The organism is Arthrobacter sp. Y3223166, assembly GCF_059090935.1.
Genome location: NZ_JBNHGE010000035.1, coordinates 11,922 through 29,060, shown reverse-complemented (window position 1 = coordinate 29,060; position 17,139 = coordinate 11,922). Strand labels below are relative to the sequence as shown.

Here is a 17,139-nt window from a genome sequence, read left to right as displayed (position 1 = left end):
CTCGACCTGCCCCGCGCCACCGCCATCGCCCGCAAAGGCGCCGGCCTGCCGCCCGAGGCCCTGGCCGGCTACGAAGCCCGCGTTGTTCCCGGCGCCGAAATTATCACCCTGGAATCCGTCCAGGCCAGGGCCCGCACAGTCCGCGACCGGCTGCACCCCGAACCCCTCGAGACCCGGCACCGCGCCGCGATGGAACGCCGCACCGTCCACTACCAGCCCCAGGACGACGGGATGGCCGACCTCTACATCCGCACCAGCGCCGACAAAGCCCTGCTCGCCTACAACCTGATGCAGGCCCACGCCCGCAAACTCCAAACCGCGGACGAAACCCGCGCCCTGGGCCAACTCCGCGCCGACGTGTTCACCGACATGCTCCTGCGCTACCCCGGCCACGCCTACCAGCCCACGGCCACCGCCACAGACACAGACAGCGGACCCGCCGCCGGCGACACAGCCGCCACCCAGACGGTACCTGACAACTGCGGAACAGCGGCCACCCAAGCATCAGCCGGACCGAGAGCAGCAAGCCGTTCCGGAACTGCTGCCGGATCCGGGACCGCGCTCGGCTCTGTAACGAACGCAACGGCAATGACAACGGCAGCCGCTCCACCTGGCGCCCCCGAGAAAACCGGCCCAAAGATCCCGGACGCGGAAGTTGCGGCGTGCACCGTCCGAAACACGGCAGCCGGAGGGACGGCAGGGCAGGGGCCCTGTACCTGCGGTGCCGGGAACGTGACCGCCTCCGTCGCCGTCACCGCGCCCCTGCACACCCTGCTCCGGCTCGCCGAGGACCCCGGCGACCTCACCGGCTACGGGCCGATCCCGCCGGGCATGACCCGCGACCTTGCCGCGCTGGCCAAATCCTGGTTGATCGTGCTCACCGATGACTATGGCAAGGCAGCCGCCGTCGCCAAAGACCTGCGCCACCCGCCCGAATGGCTCAAACGCCTCGTCCGGCTACGCGACCGCCACTGCCGCGACTTTGGTTGCACCGTCCCGGCTGACCACTGCGACATCGACCATACGATCGCCTGGGAAGACGGCGGCACAACAGTCATGGAAAATCTCAGCGCCCGCTGCAAGCCCGGGCACAAAACCAAACACCAGGGCGGCGGAACCGTCACCCAGGACCCCGACGGGACCCTCCACTTCACCACCCGCTCCGGCCACACCCACACCACTACCCCCGACGAAGGCTGGACACTCACGATCCCCCTCAGCCCCCGGCGCAGAAGAAGCCACGGAAAGCCCGGGCAACGGTGCCAAAAGTCCCCGGGACTGTACCCGCGGCGAGGGCGACACCGGCGGCGACGAAGCCACGGACGGCCCATGGGACAAGACCCCGCCACCGTTCTAGACACCCGCCGCCGTTCCAGCTACCCGCCACCGTTTTAACCGACCCAACGTGAAACCAACAGCAAGAGGATTCAACAGTGACCAGGTATGCGAGGCCCAAGGCGCGAATCGAGGATGTGCTTCGGGAGTTCTTCGTCCAACAACGTCAGGTGAGACCAATCCAGCTCGACCGCTCACTCAGGTTGGAGGCTCACCTGCGGCGCTTCCTGGAGACCTGCGGTCCTGCCTACCTCTCAGAAGAATGGTGGATGATGCTTCAGTTGGAACAGTGCTTTCAACCGCAGGGTGCCTTCGCGCGGTTACTGCCCGCCGATTATTTGCTGGCACCGATGCATGAGTTTTTGTCGCCCGATTGGCTCATGGACCACGGTACCGACCGGTTGGTCCAAGTGAACCACAGCTACCGACTGGTCTGCTGGCTTTGCGGCAGCGGGCTGGTCAATCTTCGTGCGCTTCGCCCGAGCATCATCCGCTTCATGATTCGGCATGACGAGCTTTCCGCACATTCGAAGCGCCGCGCCGAACGGCAGCGCATTCCACGACCGGCAGGAGCACCGCAGGTCGAGGACCCGCAGGCTGACGCGACGATCAGACGGGAAGACCTTCCCTAGGAGCATGCCGCGCCAGACAGGGTCGCCGAATGTCCGAGGACCTCTCGCTCGGCGCGGCCTGGACGCACGACGCCGAGTCCGCACACACCTCTTGGTGATCGCCAGCGAAGTGAGGCGCGGTTCGGTTGCCGCTGTGGACCGCCCGGCTTCTCGCACGTACTCTCTTGGTGAGCCCGGCTAAGCAGCGGCATCCCGGCCGTCGCCATCAACACAAGCCCGGCGAAAGGTGGTTGCATGCGCACTTTCGGTGTCGAAGAGGAGCTACTGCTGGTCGAGCCCGCCACGGGCCTGTCTGTGCCGCGCGCAGCAGCCGTCATGGACCAGTATCGGCTCACAGCGGGAGAAGCCCAGCAATCTGGGCAAACGGAAGCCGCTGCTGCCTCTGCCCCCACCGGCCCGACGCTCGCGACCGAACTCCAGCAGGAACAGATCGAGGTCATCTCCCCGCCCCGCGCAACCTTGTGCGATCTGGCAGCCGACATTCTGTCCGGACGAGCCTTGGCCGACGCTTGTGCCCGCGCGTCCGGAGCAAGGGCCGTCGCGCTGGCCACATCGCCGTCCCCGGCCGCACCGCATCCAGCTCCTGATACCCGCGTCCAGGCACTGAGGGCGCAGTTCGGGCTGACGGCAGAAGAGTCCTTGACCTCCAGCTGCCATGTCCACGTCAGCGTGGATTCTGAGGAGGAGGGCGTAGCTGTGCTGGACCGCATTCGGATTTGGCTTCCCGTACTCGCCGCCCTCAGCAGCAATTCCCCGTTCTGGCAGGGCCGCGACACTGGGTATGCCGGTTTCAGAACCCAGGCTTGGTTGCGCTGGCCGGGCACCGGGCCTTCGGAAATATTCGGCTCGGCTGCCGCCTACCACCGCTCGCTCCGGCGTGCCTTGGACAGCGGCGTCGTACTCGACCACGCCATGCTTTACCTCGACGCGCGGCTGTCCCACAAGCACCCGACGGTTGAGATCCGGGTGGCCGATGTCTGCCTTCAGGCCAGCGACACAGTGTTGATCGCCGCTTTGTCCAGGGCACTCGTGGAGACGGCGGCGAGAGAGTGGAGGTCCGGGTTGCCCCCTGCAGCGGTTCCGGCGTCGGTACTCCGGTTGTCCGCTTGGCAAGCCAGCCGCTGGGGCATCGCCGGCAATCTCCTGCATCCACTCACCGGCGTTCCTTGCCGTGCCGACACCGTGATCTCCCTGCTCTTGGAGCACACCCGGCAGGCCCTTGCCGACGCCGGGGACGAGACCGGCATCGGGCTCCTATGCCAGGAGGTCCAGGCGCGAGGCACGGGCTCCCGGCAGCAGCGCGAGGCCTTCGCACGCGGAGGACTGGTGGCCTTGGCAAGCACAGCGGCCTACTTCACCCACCTCACACGGCAGGAACCTGCGCTGGCGGACGACGACCTCGTGTCCGAAGCGGCCGGGCATTCATAGGCGCGCGCACTCATGCCGGCACCGGGCACCCGGTGTGCGGAGGGCCAAGAGGCCTGCCGCTACAGACTGCAGCCAATCAGAAGCGGCTCAGGCTGAAGCCGGATCCCGAAGGACCGTTCAACTCCGTCCCGGACTACGCGTGCAATCGCGAGGATATCCTCGGCGCTGGCGCCGCCGCGATTGGTAATCGCCAACGTGTGTTTGGTCGAAAGCGAGGCGCGGCCGCCCGCCACCTCGTAGCCGCTGAGGGGACCGTTTGACGTTCCCGAAAGCCCAAAGCCCTTCGAAAAGCCCGCGTGGTCAATCAGCCAGGCAGCACTTAGCTTGGCCTTGTCCTCGGCCGGCCAGCGTGGCGCATCAGCCGGCAGCTTCGCCGCCGTGTCCATGTCGACGATGGGGTTCGTGAAGAACGAGCCCGTGCTGAACGTATCCCGGTCGGCTAAATCGTGGACCATGCCCTTGGAGGCGCGGAGCCGGAGTACCTCACGGCGAACGTCGGCCGCCTTGGCCACGCCTCCGACGTCGACACCGAGCACGCGTGCCAGCTCGGCGTAACGGACCGGAAGGCTCTGACGGCTGGGGGCCAGGCGGAACTCGACTTCCAGTACCACGAAGCGTGGAGATCCGTTGGACGTGCTTTGTTTCAGGACCGAGTCCCGATAGCCGAAGGTGAGGTCGCGGTTTGCGAATTCCCGGACGGACCCGGTCTTACGATCCCAGGTTCGCACCCGGACGATGGTCTGCGAAACATCGGATCCGTAAGCGCCGACGTTCTGAACGGGCGTTGCCCCGGTCAGTCCGGGAATGCCGGAGAGGGCCTCCAGCCCGGCCCACCCGTTGTCGACTGTCAGCGCCACCAGCTCGTCCCATGGGTGGCCCGCCTGCACCGTCAGTCCGACGGCGCCGTCATCCTCGCGGACGCTGTAGCCGCGGTTGGCGATGGCCACCACGGTGCCGGGGTAACCGTCGTCGGAAATCACGAGGTTGGACCCGCCGCCAATGACGAGCAGGTGGTCTCCGGACTCGTCGGCGGCACGGACAGCCTCGATGACCTCGGACTCGGAGCCTGCGTCAATGAATTGCCGGGCGGGACCGCCCACACCGACCGTCGTCAGCGGCGCAAGAATCGTTTCAGTCACGGTGCGGGCCTCCCACCCGCTGTGGGCGCGGTGCGGTTTACCAAATCTTGACGACCGCCTGGGCTTTGACCAGCACCTTCACGCCTGCAGCGGTTACGGTGAGGTCGACCCGCGCCGTGCCGTTGTCCTGGTCGATGGCCCCGATGGCGCCGCTGACGTCGATTGTGGCGCCGGGTCCGTCGAGATCTTCCACGAGGACCGGCTTCGTGAAGCGCGTCTGGTAGTCGACGACGGCGGCGGGGTTGCCGATCCAGTCCGTCACCAGCTGCACCGCGGCACCCATGGTGAACATGCCGTGCGCGATGACGCCGGGGAGGCCTACCTGCTCGGCGAAGCGTCCGTTCCAGTGGATCGGGTTGAAGTCGCCGGACGCTCCCGCGTACCTGACCAGGTCCGCGCGGGAAACCTCAATGCTCCGTGAGCCAATGTCCTGTCCAACAGTCAGTTCGTTCAGTTCAACGCTCACTGGCCTTCCCCTCTCACCAGGATCGACGACGTGGTGGTGGCCGTTTTCTCGCCGGCGACGGTGCTGATTTCCGCCCGGGTGGTGATCATGGCGCCGCCGCCCATCGCTCGCACCTGGTCAACGTGCAACTCGGCCACCAGTTCGTCGCCGGCGACGATCGGCCGGTGGTGCACGAACCGCTGGTCAGCATGGACCACACGGGAGAAATCGATCCCGGAATCCGGGTCCTCGATCAGCCGGGCGTCCGCACGCTGGGCCACGATGATAGCGAAGGTGGGCGGAGCCACCAGGTCGACATAGCCCAGTTCCTGCGCGGCTTCGACGTTGAAGTGCGCTGGATGCGTGGCCTTGACCGCCGATGCGAACTCCCGGATCTTCTCGCGGCCCACGGTATAGGCGGGGCCGGCCGGGTAGGTGCGGCCGGCGAGGTCGGGGTTGACCCCGGCATGTTCGGACATGGATCTCCTTCAGATGGAGTGGATGGGACTATCGACGCTTCGCTGGCCGTGTGCCCCGCGGGTGGGCGGCTGCCTGCCGGGCCCGGGCGTCGCGGAACCGGACCAGCAGCCCGACCAGGTGGGTCAGCAAACCCGTGATGATGGCGGCCAGTGCAGCCCAGACCAGCCATTGGATGCTCGCCGACGCGGCGATGACAGACAGGAGGATCCCGACGCCGATCAGCACCATGGCAGAGATGACCAGCTTGCGGTACAGCGGCGAGCCAAGGTCCCAAGGATTCATACCTCAAGGTTACCGGCCACGCCCCCTGCCAGCCGAACCGCGGAGCCGTGCGGGACTGCGGGCTCCGGGCAACGCCTGCCGATCGCCTAGAACAGCTGTTCCTGGATGACGGGCTGCTCCGAGGCGAAGTCGCCGACGGCGATCCGGCGGCCCTTCACCCCGCCCAGGTCCACCAAGAAGAGCGGGCCGCCATCCTGCAGCCGCGCGGCCGCGACGCTGCCCAGGAGGCCCTCCACGATGAACCCGTGGTCGCCCGAGGCAAAGCTGCCCGGATAGCCCCTCTTGATGCCCTCCTCCAGCACCGGTGCCGCCAGCTCCGGGACCTGCCATTGTTCGTCGACGACGTCGAAGCCTTCCAGTTGAACGGCAGGCAGCAGTTCGCGCACAGTGGCAGCATGGCCGGAGTTGAGCCGGTCCACCTCGGGCAGGGGCAGCGGCGCCAGCAGCCCGGTGAACTTGGCGGCGCTGCGCACGGCTTGCGTCAGGGCGGTGTTTCCCGAGACCGCGTCCTCGAGTACCCGCACCACCCGTCCGTCGCACGCCCGGGCGACGTAACGGGCGGCCACCGCGCCTTGTTCGGCCAGCCGCAACGCTTTCCGCACGTGGGCCGCCGTGCCCACCTTGCTGGCACCGTTGGCAAACGTCGCCACGTACAGCCAATGGGGTTGGGCGAGGTAAGCCAGCAGCCCCTCGGGGGCCCGGCCGCTGCGGTGGCTGTCATGCATGAAGCGCAGGTCGTCATTGAGGAAGCAGTTCACACATTGGTGACCCCGCTCCGCCGGAGCCTGCAGCCGGCACGGCACATGCGTGCGCTCCGCGGCGGAAAGTACCCGGTGGCTGCCCAGACAGTAGCGTTGGGGGTCCATCACGCGGAAGCCCAGCCTCGACCCCTGCGTCACGGGCAGGTCTTTCGGCGTACCGTCCGGAGTTGCCAGGCGCAGCCGGGGGCCCGCGGGGGTCCAGGCGATGCCGTGGGCGAGATACAGGGCGGGCATGGCGTCCACTCTAGTAAACGACGTGAGAGTTCCCCTGACCCCGCCGGCTGCGGTCGCGGGGCCGGCCTTGGGGGTCAGCGGGAGCGTTTAACAGCCGAGGGGCCCGGCCGGAACCAAAGTTCCGATCGGGCCCCTCAGGGTCTTGGTAGCGGTGCCCGGACTCGATCCGGGGACCTCACGATTATGAGTCGTGCGCTCTAACCAGCTGAGCTACACCGCCACGAATGGGAGCGCCCGCGCTGCGTCTCGCGACGCAGACGCGGGCTTTGCCATTCCGAGCCCCCCACCGGAATCGATCCGGTGACCTCGTTCTTACCAAGAACGCGCTCTACCACTGAGCTAGGGGGGCAACGGAGAAATACATTACCAGCAATTCGCCCCTGAAAGAAATCGGAATCGTGCCCCGTGGTGAAGGCCACACGTCCGACGGCGGTCTCCTCCGCGGACAGCCCCGGGCGGCCTGTCCCCGGTGGCGTTTCGGGCGCATGAACTGCAGTCAAGATCACAGCGAGGCGGCCAGCGGACGCGGACGAAAGGGTACTCTGGCGTCATTCGAAAGGACTCCACATGCAGGTTTCCCAGCCATGGGGCCGGGACGACATCGCCTCCCGGCTGCGCGCGGCAGGCTGCGTCTTCGCCGAGGAAGAGGCCGACCTGCTGCTCGCCGAGGGCGGTCCCCCGGAAGAAATTTCCGCCAAGGTGGAACAGCGGGCAGCCGGGACTCCCCTGGAACAAGTCCTGGGCTGGGCCGGGTTCTGTGGCCTGCGCATTCGCGTTTCCCCCGGGGTTTTCGTCCCCCGGCGGAGGACCGAGTTCCTGGTCCGGCAGGCCGCGGCCTTGGCCCCTGTGCCCACCGCCGTCGTCGTCGATTTGTGCTGTGGTTCGGGGGCCGTGGCGGCGGCACTGGCCGCACTGCTCAGGCCCAGCGAACTGCACGCCGCAGATGTGGATCCGGCGGCGGTGGCGTGCGCGCGCGCGAACCTGCCGGGGGCACAGGTGCACGCGGGCGACCTGTACGCGGCACTGCCGGCGGCATTGCGCGGCCGCGTCGACGTCCTGGCCGCGAACGTCCCCTACGTGCCCACAGAGGAAATCACGTTGCTGCCGCCCGAAGCCCGCCTCCACGAAGCACCGTGGGCGCTCGACGGCGGCCCTGACGGCCTGGCTGTCATGCGGCGGGTCGCGGAGGGGGCGTCGGACTGGCTCGCGCCGGGCGGGTCGGTGCTGGTGGAAACGAGTGAGCGGCAGGCGGAGGCAGCGGCCGGGGCCTTCGAAGCGCGCGGACTGGTTCCGGCCATCGCCCGTTCCGAGGAGCACGCCTCCACGGTGGTTTCCGGCACCCGGCCGGCGGGTTGAACGTGGCGGGGACGTTGCATGAAAGCGGCAGGAACGTTAAATGCCTCCGGGGCACCTGTCCAATGACAAGTGCCCCGGAGGGGTGGTTCCTGGCTGAAAGCCAAACCGGCCAGGCGAGCCGCGGGAGGCGCGGCCTGCGCGGAGGCTAGCCGCGGGTGTGGCGCGGCTTGCGCGCGGCACCAAAGCCGCGGTCGCTGCGCTCCCCGCCGAATCCACGGTCGGAGCGGTCCCCGCTGAAGCTGCGTTCGCCGTCGGTCTTGTACGGACGGTCGCCCTCAAACTTCTTCTTGTAGGGGCGGTCGCTTTCGAACTTCTTCTTGAACGGACGGTCGCCCCGGTCGCTGCGGAAGCCGCCGCGGTGTCCGCCGGCGACGTCGTCGCGGTCCCGGCGCGGCTTGCGGCCGCCATCCAGCTCCAGGTGGATCAGCTCGCCGCCGATGCGGGTCTTGGACAGCGCGCGCAGCTGGTCCTTGCTCAGGTCAGCGGGCAGCTCGACCAGCGAGTGGTCCGAGCGGATGTCGATGCCGCCGATCTGCGCGGCGGACAGGCCGCCCTCGTTGGCGATGGCGCCGACGATGGAGCCGGGCATCACGCGGTTCCGGCGCCCCACGGCGATCCGGTACGTGGCGTTGCCCTCGGTCAGCGTGCGGGACGGGCCCCGCGAATTCATGGCGTCGCGTCCGCCGCCGGCACGCTCGCGCTGGCCCTTGGGTGCCTCGGGCAGGTCCTGGACCAGCAGCGGGCGACCGCCCTGAGCCATGACCGCCAGCGCGGCCGCGATCTCGGCGGCCGGCACGTCGTGCTCGGTCTCGTAGTTCGCGATCAGGTCGCGGAAGATCGAGACGTCCTCGGACGCCAGGGTCTCGGTGATCTGTTCCGCGAACTTGCGCATCCGCAGGTTGTTGATGGTCTCCGCCGAGGGCAGGTGCATCTGCTCGACGGGCTGGCGCGTGGCCTTCTCGATCGCCCGCAGCAGGTACTTCTCGCGCGGGGTCATGAACAGGATGGCGTCGCCCGAGCGGCCCGCACGGCCGGTGCGGCCGATGCGGTGCACGTAGGACTCGGTGTCGTGCGGGATGTCGTAGTTGACCACGAGGGTGATGCGCTCGACGTCCAGCCCGCGGGCGGCGACGTCCGTGGCGACCAAAATGTCGATCTTGCCGTCGCGCAGGGCCTCGACGGTGCGCTCACGCTGCTGCTGCGGGATGTCGCCGTTGATGGCGGCGGCCCGATAGCCGCGGGCCTTGAGCTTGTCGGCCAGGTCCTCGGTAGCCATCTTGGTGCGCACGAAGGCGATGACGCCGTCGAAATCTTCGGCTTCCAAGATACGGGTCATGGCATCCAGCTTGTGCGGGCCCATGACCTGCAGGTAGCGCTGGCGGGTGTTGGTGCCCGTGGTGGTCTTGGCCTTGACCGTGATCTCGGCCGGGTCCTTCAGGTACTTCTTCGCGATCCGGCGGATGGCGGTCGGCATGGTCGCCGAGAACAGGGCAACCTGCTTGCTTTCCGGGGTCTTGGAGAGGATCTGGTCGACCTCTTCGGCGAAGCCCATGCGCAGCATCTCGTCGGCCTCGTCCAGCACCAGGTACTGGAGTTCGGACAGGTCCAGCGAGCCCTTTTCGATGTGGTCGATCACGCGGCCGGGGGTACCGACAACCACCTGGGCGCCGCGGCGCAGGCCGGCCAACTGGGGGCCGTACGCGGAGCCGCCGTAGACGGGCAGCACGGTGAAGTCGTCCATGTGGGCGGCGTAGGAGGAAAAGGCCTCGGCCACCTGCAGGGCCAACTCGCGGGTGGGGGCCAGCACCAGGATCTGGGTGTTCTTGGTCGGCGGCAGTTCGGCCATCCGGGAGAGGGCGGGAACAGCGAAGGCTGCGGTCTTGCCCGTGCCGGTCTGCGCCAGGCCGACGACGTCGCGGCCTTCGAGCAGGACGGGAATGGTGGCGGCCTGGATGGGCGAGGGCTTCTCGTAGCCGACGTCGGTCAGTGCGGCCAGGACACGGCCGTCGAGGCCGAAGTCGGTGAAGAGTACGGTGTTCTCGTCTTCGACGGCCGGGGCGGCGTCGGTGTTTTCGGGCAGGGTGTTAACAGTGTTTTCGGACACGGGGCAGTTCCTCGTATTCAGCTGGGGACCGGTGGCCGCGGCACATTGATGTCCGCGGTCCTCTGACTCAAAGCCCGGCGCTATTACAATCCCGTGGCAGGGCTTTCCGCCGCTTCGCTGGCCACCCGCAAGCTGCGGAGAGACCTGGCGGCGTTTTCTTTAGCCGGCGCTCCCAAACATGAAACTGCCCGCCGCATAGAGGCGGGCCCACACACAATCAGACGCTTCGACAAGACCGTAAACGGCATTATCGCGCAGAACTAAGGGAATACCGACAGTGGGGGATGTATCCAGTGTACGGCACGCTCCGGGTGGGCGGGGACGGGGAGCACGACGGCGGGCGGTGACCTTTGGCACAGCAGGGCACCCGGCGCCGAGCCCCGGGTCGTGTTCCTACTCCCCCTGCAGGGTCTGCTCGGCCCACTCGATCCAGGCCTGCTCGAACATGATGCCTGCCTGCAGCACGGCCCGCTGCAGCCGGTTGGCGTCGGTCCAGGTGCCCCGCTGGTCGAGCTGGCGGTAGGCCGCGAGTTGCGCGCGGTGCAGGCCCAGATGCCGCTCGATTTCGCCGTGAATCGGGACATCTCCGAGCACCGAGGAGGCGCGGAGGCGGATCATCAGCTCTTCCCGGACGGGGCGCGGGTTCTGCTGTTCGTCGGTCCAGCGCCGCAGTTCCTCCCGGCCGACGGCAAGGACCTGGTACTCCTTGGCGCGCCCGCGGCTGGAGTCGCGGCCCGTTGATTCGACCAGGCCGTTCTGTTCCAGCTTGGCGAGCTCGCGGTAGATCTGCTGGTGCGTCGCCGGCCAGAAGAAGCCGAACGACTTGTCGAAGCGGCGGGCCAGTTCCGCCCCGGACCCGGGCCGCTCCAGCAAGGCGGTGAGGATGGCGTGCGGCAAGGACATGAGGGCTCGCTCCGTTACAGCGCCGCGGCCAGCCGGGTCGCCTGGTTGATGGCGCGTTTGGCGTCGAGTTCGGCCGCCACGTCGGCGCCGCCGACCAGGTGGACCGGCAGCCCCGCAGCTTCGAGCGCCTCCTGCAGCTCCCGCTGCGGCTCCTGGCCGGTGCAGAGCACCACGTTGTCGACGGCGAGCACCGTGTCGGTGCCGTCGACGGTCAGGTGCAGTCCGTCGTCGTCGATCCTGCGGTAGGTCACCGCCGGGATCATCTGCACCCCGCGGCTCTTGAGCTCGGCCCGGTGGATCCACCCGGTCGTCTTGCCCAGCCCGGCGCCGAGCTTGGATTCCTTGCGCTGCAGCAGGTAAACGCTGCGGGCCGGGCGTTCGGGCCGCGGAGCGGCCAGGCCGCCGCGCGCCGCGGGGTCGTCGTCGACCCCCCAGTGCTCGCGGAACCGGCCCGGATCCAGGGTGGCGCTGGGACCGGCCTGCGTGATGTACGCGCTGACGTCGAAGCCGATGCCGCCGGCGCCCAGCACCGCCACGGTTTCACCGAGCTGCCGGTGGTCGCGCAGCACGTCCAGGTAGCCGAGCACGCTCGGGTGGTCCACGCCGTCCAGGTCAGGGACCCGCGGCAGCACGCCGGTGGCGAGGACGACCTCGTCAAACCCGCCTTCGGCCAGGGCCGCCGCCGTGGCCCGGGTCTTCAGCCGCACCTCCACGCCGAGCAGTTCCAGCTGGCGGCTGAAATAGCGGATGGTCTCGTGGAACTCTTCCTTGCCCGGAATCTGCTTGGCCAGGTTGAACTGGCCGCCGATGCCGTCCGCCGCTTCAAAGAGGGTGACGCGGTGCCCGCGCCTGGCCGCAGTGACGGCACAGGCCAGCCCGGCCGGCCCGGCCCCGACCACGGCCAGCGATTTGGGCGCGGCGGCGGGCGCGATCAGCAGTTCGGTCTCGTGGCAGGCCTGCGGATTGACCAGGCAGGAGGTGGTCTTGCCGACGAAGGTGTGGTCCAGGCAGGCCTGGTTGCAGGCGATGCAAGTGTTGATCTCGTCGGCCCGTCCGCGCGAGGCCTTGAGCACGAATGCCGGGTCGGCGAGCAACGGGCGGGCCATGGACACCATGTCGGCGTATCCGTCGGCCAGCAGCTGTTCGGCGGTATCGGGGCTGTTGATCCTGTTGGTGGCTACCAACGGAATTCCGACGGCGCCCATCAGCCGGCGGGTGACCCAGGAGAAGCCGGCACGCGGCACCGAGGTGGCGATGGTCGGCACGCGGGATTCGTGCCAGCCAATGCCGGTATTGATGATGGTGGCCCCCGCCGCTTCGACTCCGCGGGCCAGTTCGGCGACTTCCTCGAAGGTGGAACCGCCTTCCACCAAATCCAGCATGGACAGGCGGTAGATGATGATGAAATCCTCGCCCACCCGTTCGCGGGTCCGGCGGACAACCTCCAGCGGGAAGCGGATCCGGTTCCGGTAGCTGCCGCCCCAGCGGTCGGTCCGCCGGTTGGTGCGGGCGGCGATGAACTCGTTGATCAGGTAGCCCTCGGACCCCATGATTTCGACGCCGTCGTATCCTGCTTCGCGGGCCAGCGCGGCCGCGTCCGCGAAGTCCTCGATGGTCTGCCCGATCTCCGGTTCGCTGAGCCCGCGGGGCGTAAACGGGCTGATCGGGGCCTGCAACGGGCTGGGCGCTACCGGCTCGGGATGCGCGGCGTAACGTCCGGCGTGCAGCAATTGCAGCGCTATCCGCCCACCTGCGGCGTGGACGGCGCCGGTAACGATCGTGTGGCGGGCGGCCTCCTCCGCCGTCGTCATCATGGCGCCGCCGGGCTGCAGCCGGCCGGCCGCGTTGGGGGCGAAGCCGCCCGTCACGATCAGCCCGACGCCGCCGCGCGCGCGTTCGGCGTAGAAGGCGGCCATGCGCTCGAAGCCTCCGGGCAGTTCCTCCAGCCCGACGTGCATCGACCCCATCAGCACCCGGTTGGGCAGGACCGTGAAGCCGAGGTCCAGCGGTTCGAACAACTTCGGGTAGGCCACGGCCACGATGCACTCCTTTGCACAACAAGTTGCATAAAGCTTACGGTCCGGGGCGGCGCCGGACAACCGGGGCCCGAAGGAGCGCGGCCTGCGTCCTCAGGCGTGGAGCCGGCCCCGATCCAGAACCCTCCGGACCGCCTTGGCGACGTTGCCGTGCAGCGCAATCTCGCCGCTGGTCTCGGAGGCCCGCAGCGCCTGCGCCTGCCCGGGGCTGAGCCCCAGCGAGGAGTCGGCCACGCTGACGCCGTGCGCCGGGCGGAAAAGGACCTCGATGCTGTCACCGGCCGCCAGCGAGCCGGTGGCGATGACCTTGAGATAGGCGCCGGGCAACCCCTTGTGCAGGAAACGCTTGGCCCACCGGGGCTCGCCCATGTGGCGGGCAAAGGTGGCGCAGGGTATCCGCGGCATCGTCACTTCGACGACGACGTCGGGGCCAACCTGCCACCGCTCCCCCACCAGCGCTCCGCTGACGTCCAGGCCGGTGGTCCGCAGGTTTTCGCCGAACAGCCCCGGCGCTATGTCGCGCCCGAGCTCGGCCGACCACGCGTCGGCATCCTCCTGGGCATAGGCGTAGAGGGCCTTGAGCTCTCCGCCGTGGTTTTTGCGATCCGCCTGGACATCGGCGCGCAGCCCCATCGCGTGGACCGGCACCCGTCCGTCGAGCGGGCGCTTGTCGATCCCGGTGATTCCCACCTTGCTGGCATCGGGCTTCAAGGCGTGCAGCCGGCAGAGGGCCAGCAGGGATCCGGATTTCATGGGGCAATCATAAGTGCGTCCGGTGCTGGCTCAGGCGTGGCCCTCGTAGCTGACGTCCTGTTCCTTGGCCGAGTCGGCCGGCAGCGGTTGCCCGCGGTATTTTCCGATGGCCCACAGATTTCCGTCCGGGTCGTTGATGCCAAAGCCGCGGTCGCCGTAGTCGGTGTCCTGCAGGTCCCGGATGATCGACGCCCCGGCCGCCTTCATGCGCTCGTACGCACCGTCCGGGTCGCGGGTGTAGACGTTCAGCTGGGCCGAACCGGGTTCCCGGGCCCACAGGGTCCCCTCCGCGTGGCTGGAGACCATCACCATCCCGCCCTCGGGCCAGAGCAACTCGGCGTGCACCACCAGGCCATGCTCCTCGAACCGTGCATGCTCGATGAATCCCATGGCCCCGGTCAGGAACTCGATCAGTTCGTGGGCCTTGCGCGACTGCAGACCGGCGACGACGCTGGCCGGAGGGTACTGCTTGTTCGCATCCATGGACACAGTATTCTCTTCCGGCCCCGGACGCGCCAGAGGCGGCGGACCGGCCTGCCGGTACCGCCGCCTCCATGGGTGACTAGAGCTGGCCGAAGGCCTTTTCCAGGTCCGCGATCAGGTCATCGATGTCCTCGATGCCCACCGACAGCCGGATCAGGTTCTCCGGCACCGCCAGTTCGGTGCCCTTCACCGAGGCATGGGTCATCTCCGCAGGGTAGTTGACCAGCGACTCGATGCCGCCCAGCGATTCCGCCAGCGTGAACACCTCGGTGGACTCGGCCACCTTGCGGGCCGCCGCCTCGCCGCCCGTGAAGGAAACGGAGACCATGCCGCCGAAGCCGCGCATCTGTTTCTTGGCCAGCTCGTGGCCGGGGTGGTCGGGCAGGCCAGGATAGTAGACCGCCTCGACTTCGGCCCGGCCCTGCAGCCATTCGGCCACGGCCTGGGCGTTCGCCGAGTGCCGGTCCATCCGCACGCCCAGCGTCTTCAGCCCGCGGGTGGTAAGGAAAGCGTCCAGCGGCGCGGAGACGGCCCCCACCGCGAACTGCACAAAACCGACCTTCTCGGCGAGCGCGTCGTCGTTGAGCACCACGGCCCCGCCGATCACGTCCGAATGTCCGCCGATGTACTTGGTGGTCGAATGCACCACGACGTCGGCGCCGAAGGCCAGCGGGTTCTGCAGGTACGGAGAGGCGAAGGTGTTGTCCACGACCAGCAGCGCGCCGGCGGCGTGGGCCAGCTCGGCGAGGGCGGCGATGTCGGTGACCTTCATCATCGGGTTGGACGGGGTCTCTACCCAGAGGAACCGGGCCTTGTGCTCGTTGACCGCGGCGGCCACGGCCGACTCGTCGGACATATCGACCACGGTGTGGCCGATCCCCCAGGCACCGAGCACGCGGTCAATGAGCCGGTAGGTTCCGCCGTAGGCGTCGTTGCCCAGCACGATGTGGTCACCCGGGGACAGCAGGGCACGGATCAGCGCATCTTCGGCTGCCAGCCCGGAGGCGAAGGAGAAGGCGTGCTTGCCGCCCTCCACCGCCGCCAGCTGCACCTGCAGGGAATCGCGGGTCGGGTTGGTGCCGCGGCCGTATTCGTAGCCGTTGCGCAGCCCGCCGATGCCGTCCTGCGCGTAGGTCGAAGACTGGTAGATCGCCGGCACCACCGCGCCGGTGGCCTCGTCCGGCACCTGGCCGGCATGCACGGCGCGGGTGTTGAAGCCCTGGGTGTTCTCTGCGCTCATTCTTCTCTCCTTCAGCTCGTCAGGTAGGACAGCAGGTCGTGGCGGGTCAGCACGCCCACCGGGGCACCGGCCAACGTCACCAGCACGCCGTCGACCGCCTGCAGCTTCTCGCGGGCGGCCGAGACCGGTTCCAGCGCCCCGACCAGCGGCATCGCCGCGCCCAGATGGTCGCCGACCTTGTCTGTCAGCTTCGCTTCGTTCTTGAACAGCTTGGCCGTCAGTTCGCGTTCGTTCACTGCGCCGACCACCTCGCCCATGACCACCGGCGGCTCCTGCGAGAGCACCGGCAGGGTCGAGACGCCGAACTCGTTCATGATCCCGATGACGTCGCGCACAGTCTCGTAGGGATGGGTGTGGACCAGGTCCGGCAGCGTGCCGCTCTTGCCCCGCATCACCTCGCCCACTGTCGCTTCGTCTCCGCCGGCGATAAAGCCGTAGGACTTCATCCAGTCGTCGTTGAAGATCTTGCCCAGGTAGCCGCGTCCGGAGTCCGGCAGGATCACTACCACGATGTCGTCCGGCCCCAGCCCCTCGGCCACCTTGAGCGCTGCCACCACTGCCATGCCGGAGGAACCGCCGACCAACAGTCCCTCTTCCTGGGCCAGCCGCCGGGTCATCGCGAAGGCCTCGGCGTCGTTGACGGCCAGCACCTCGTCCGGAACCGACTTGTCGTAGTTGTCCGGCCACATGTCCTCGCCGACGCCCTCGACGAAGTATGGCCGTCCGCTGCCACCCGAGTAGACCGATCCCTCGGGGTCGGCGCCGATGATCTTCACGGGACCGCCGGCGCGGTCGGCGGAAATTTCCTTGAGGTAGCGGCCGGTTCCCGTGATGGTTCCGCCGGTGCCGGCGCCGATCACCACGTGGGTCACCCGGCCGTCAGTGTCGCGCCAGATCTCCGGGCCGGTGGACTCGTAGTGGCTGGCCGGCGCGGCCGGGTTGTTGAACTGGTCCGGCTTGAAGCCGCCGTCGACCTCGGTCACCAGCCGGTCGGAGACGCCGTAGTAGGACTCCGGGCTGTCCGGCGCTACGGAGGTCGGGGTGACGACGACGTCGGCGCCGTAGGCCCTGAGCACGTCGCGCTTTTCCAGGCCCACCTTGTCCGGGGTCACGAAGATGGACTTGTAGCCCTTCTGCTGCGCCACCAGGGCCAGGCCCACCCCGGTGTTGCCGCTGGTGGGTTCGATGACCGTGCCGCCGGGCTTGAGCCGCCCGTCCTTTTCGGCTTCTTCGATCATCTTCACCGCGATGCGGTCCTTGATCGAACCGCCCGGGTTGAAATACTCCACCTTCGCCAGGACGGTGGCGGCAAGACCTTCGGTCACTTTGTTCAGCTTGACCAACGGGGTGTTGCCGATCAGGTCCAGAACAGAATTGGCATATTTCATGGGCCCAAATCTACCCGCCAGCGTATCCGGGGGCACATCCGGCGTAAGACGGGTTCATGCCCGGGGCCCGCCTGCCGCCGCCGTGTGCCGCGCCTGCGCGGCTGCTTGCCCGAAAAGGGTCTTGCCCGAACAGGCCCGGG

General features: G+C 68.2%; 16 protein-coding genes and 2 tRNA genes. 4 read left to right on the top strand and 14 right to left on the bottom strand.

Annotated elements, in window-relative coordinates:
• From AC5RUH_RS13575 to AC5RUH_RS13565, 3 genes are all read left to right on the top strand, one after another.
• Nucleotides 1–1,395: HNH endonuclease signature motif containing protein (locus AC5RUH_RS13575; RefSeq protein WP_494128839.1), on the top strand; the 1,395-nt coding region annotated here is incomplete at its 5' end.
• 38 nt (nucleotides 1,396–1,433) lie between these two features.
• Entirely contained in the window at nucleotides 1,434–1,967 is a 534-nt protein-coding gene (locus AC5RUH_RS13570) for a hypothetical protein (protein WP_494128838.1), read from the top strand.
• 234 nt (nucleotides 1,968–2,201) lie between these two features.
• Nucleotides 2,202–3,395, top strand: coding sequence for a glutamate--cysteine ligase (locus AC5RUH_RS13565; RefSeq protein ID WP_494128837.1), 1,194 nt, complete (start codon nucleotides 2,202–2,204; stop codon nucleotides 3,393–3,395).
• A 59-nt stretch (nucleotides 3,396–3,454) separates the two neighbouring features.
• On the opposite strand, the gene AC5RUH_RS13560 is transcribed toward AC5RUH_RS13565, so the two are convergent.
• The 7 genes from AC5RUH_RS13560 to AC5RUH_RS13530 form a co-directional block, all read right to left on the bottom strand.
• Nucleotides 3,455–4,534 carry a UDP-N-acetylmuramate dehydrogenase gene (locus AC5RUH_RS13560; RefSeq protein WP_494128836.1) on the bottom strand — a complete coding sequence of 360 codons (1,080 nt, stop codon included), beginning with the start codon at nucleotides 4,532–4,534 and terminating at the stop codon, nucleotides 3,455–3,457.
• Nucleotides 4,535–4,571: 37 nt separating this feature from the next.
• Nucleotides 4,572–5,000: a MaoC family dehydratase gene (locus tag AC5RUH_RS13555; RefSeq protein ID WP_494000536.1), complete on the bottom strand. Its 429-nt coding sequence runs from the start codon at nucleotides 4,998–5,000 to the stop codon at nucleotides 4,572–4,574.
• Entirely contained in the window at nucleotides 4,997–5,458 is a 462-nt protein-coding gene (locus AC5RUH_RS13550; protein WP_494025411.1) for an FAS1-like dehydratase domain-containing protein, read from the bottom strand. The genes AC5RUH_RS13555 and AC5RUH_RS13550 overlap by 4 nt, the downstream gene beginning before the upstream one ends.
• Before the next feature lie 28 nt (nucleotides 5,459–5,486).
• Entirely contained in the window at nucleotides 5,487–5,741 is a 255-nt protein-coding gene (locus AC5RUH_RS13545; RefSeq protein ID WP_494128835.1) for a DUF3188 domain-containing protein, read from the bottom strand.
• A gap of 86 nt (nucleotides 5,742–5,827) precedes the next feature.
• On the bottom strand, nucleotides 5,828–6,736 hold the full coding sequence (locus tag AC5RUH_RS13540) for a DUF2797 domain-containing protein (protein WP_494128834.1): 909 nt from the start codon (nucleotides 6,734–6,736) through the stop codon (nucleotides 5,828–5,830).
• Nucleotides 6,737–6,879: 143 nt separating this feature from the next.
• Nucleotides 6,880–6,956: transfer RNA gene (locus AC5RUH_RS13535), tRNA-Met, on the bottom strand.
• 57 nt (nucleotides 6,957–7,013) lie between these two features.
• Nucleotides 7,014–7,085 (bottom strand) — tRNA-Thr (locus AC5RUH_RS13530).
• A 218-nt stretch (nucleotides 7,086–7,303) separates the two neighbouring features.
• Between AC5RUH_RS13530 and AC5RUH_RS13525 the strand changes: the two genes are divergently transcribed.
• A complete protein-coding gene (locus tag AC5RUH_RS13525) occupies nucleotides 7,304–8,092 on the top strand; it encodes a putative protein N(5)-glutamine methyltransferase (RefSeq protein WP_494128833.1) in 789 nt (262 codons plus the stop codon).
• Between the two features lie 145 nt (nucleotides 8,093–8,237).
• Here the strand turns inward: AC5RUH_RS13525 and AC5RUH_RS13520 are convergent, their stop codons facing one another.
• The 7 genes from AC5RUH_RS13520 to AC5RUH_RS13490 form a co-directional block, all read right to left on the bottom strand.
• Nucleotides 8,238–10,196: a DEAD/DEAH box helicase gene (locus AC5RUH_RS13520; RefSeq protein ID WP_494012762.1), complete on the bottom strand. Its 1,959-nt coding sequence runs from the start codon at nucleotides 10,194–10,196 to the stop codon at nucleotides 8,238–8,240.
• Between the two features lie 393 nt (nucleotides 10,197–10,589).
• The gene (locus tag AC5RUH_RS13515) at nucleotides 10,590–11,099 is read right to left on the bottom strand and encodes a PadR family transcriptional regulator (RefSeq protein WP_494076310.1); all 510 of its coding nucleotides are present in this window, start codon (nucleotides 11,097–11,099) and stop codon (nucleotides 10,590–10,592) included.
• Between the two features lie 14 nt (nucleotides 11,100–11,113).
• Nucleotides 11,114–13,138: an FAD-dependent oxidoreductase gene (locus AC5RUH_RS13510; RefSeq protein ID WP_494076311.1), complete on the bottom strand. Its 2,025-nt coding sequence runs from the start codon at nucleotides 13,136–13,138 to the stop codon at nucleotides 11,114–11,116.
• A gap of 90 nt (nucleotides 13,139–13,228) precedes the next feature.
• Nucleotides 13,229–13,888 carry an MOSC domain-containing protein gene (locus tag AC5RUH_RS13505; RefSeq protein WP_494128832.1) on the bottom strand — a complete coding sequence of 220 codons (660 nt, stop codon included), beginning with the start codon at nucleotides 13,886–13,888 and terminating at the stop codon, nucleotides 13,229–13,231.
• A 30-nt stretch (nucleotides 13,889–13,918) separates the two neighbouring features.
• Nucleotides 13,919–14,371, bottom strand: coding sequence for a VOC family protein (locus tag AC5RUH_RS13500; RefSeq protein ID WP_494000545.1), 453 nt, complete (start codon nucleotides 14,369–14,371; stop codon nucleotides 13,919–13,921).
• 79 nt (nucleotides 14,372–14,450) lie between these two features.
• A complete protein-coding gene (locus AC5RUH_RS13495; protein ID WP_494012766.1) occupies nucleotides 14,451–15,611 on the bottom strand; it encodes a cystathionine gamma-synthase in 1,161 nt (386 codons plus the stop codon).
• A gap of 11 nt (nucleotides 15,612–15,622) precedes the next feature.
• The gene (locus AC5RUH_RS13490; protein ID WP_494128831.1) at nucleotides 15,623–16,999 is read right to left on the bottom strand and encodes a cystathionine beta-synthase; all 1,377 of its coding nucleotides are present in this window, start codon (nucleotides 16,997–16,999) and stop codon (nucleotides 15,623–15,625) included.
• Nucleotides 17,000–17,139 lie beyond the last annotated feature (140 nt).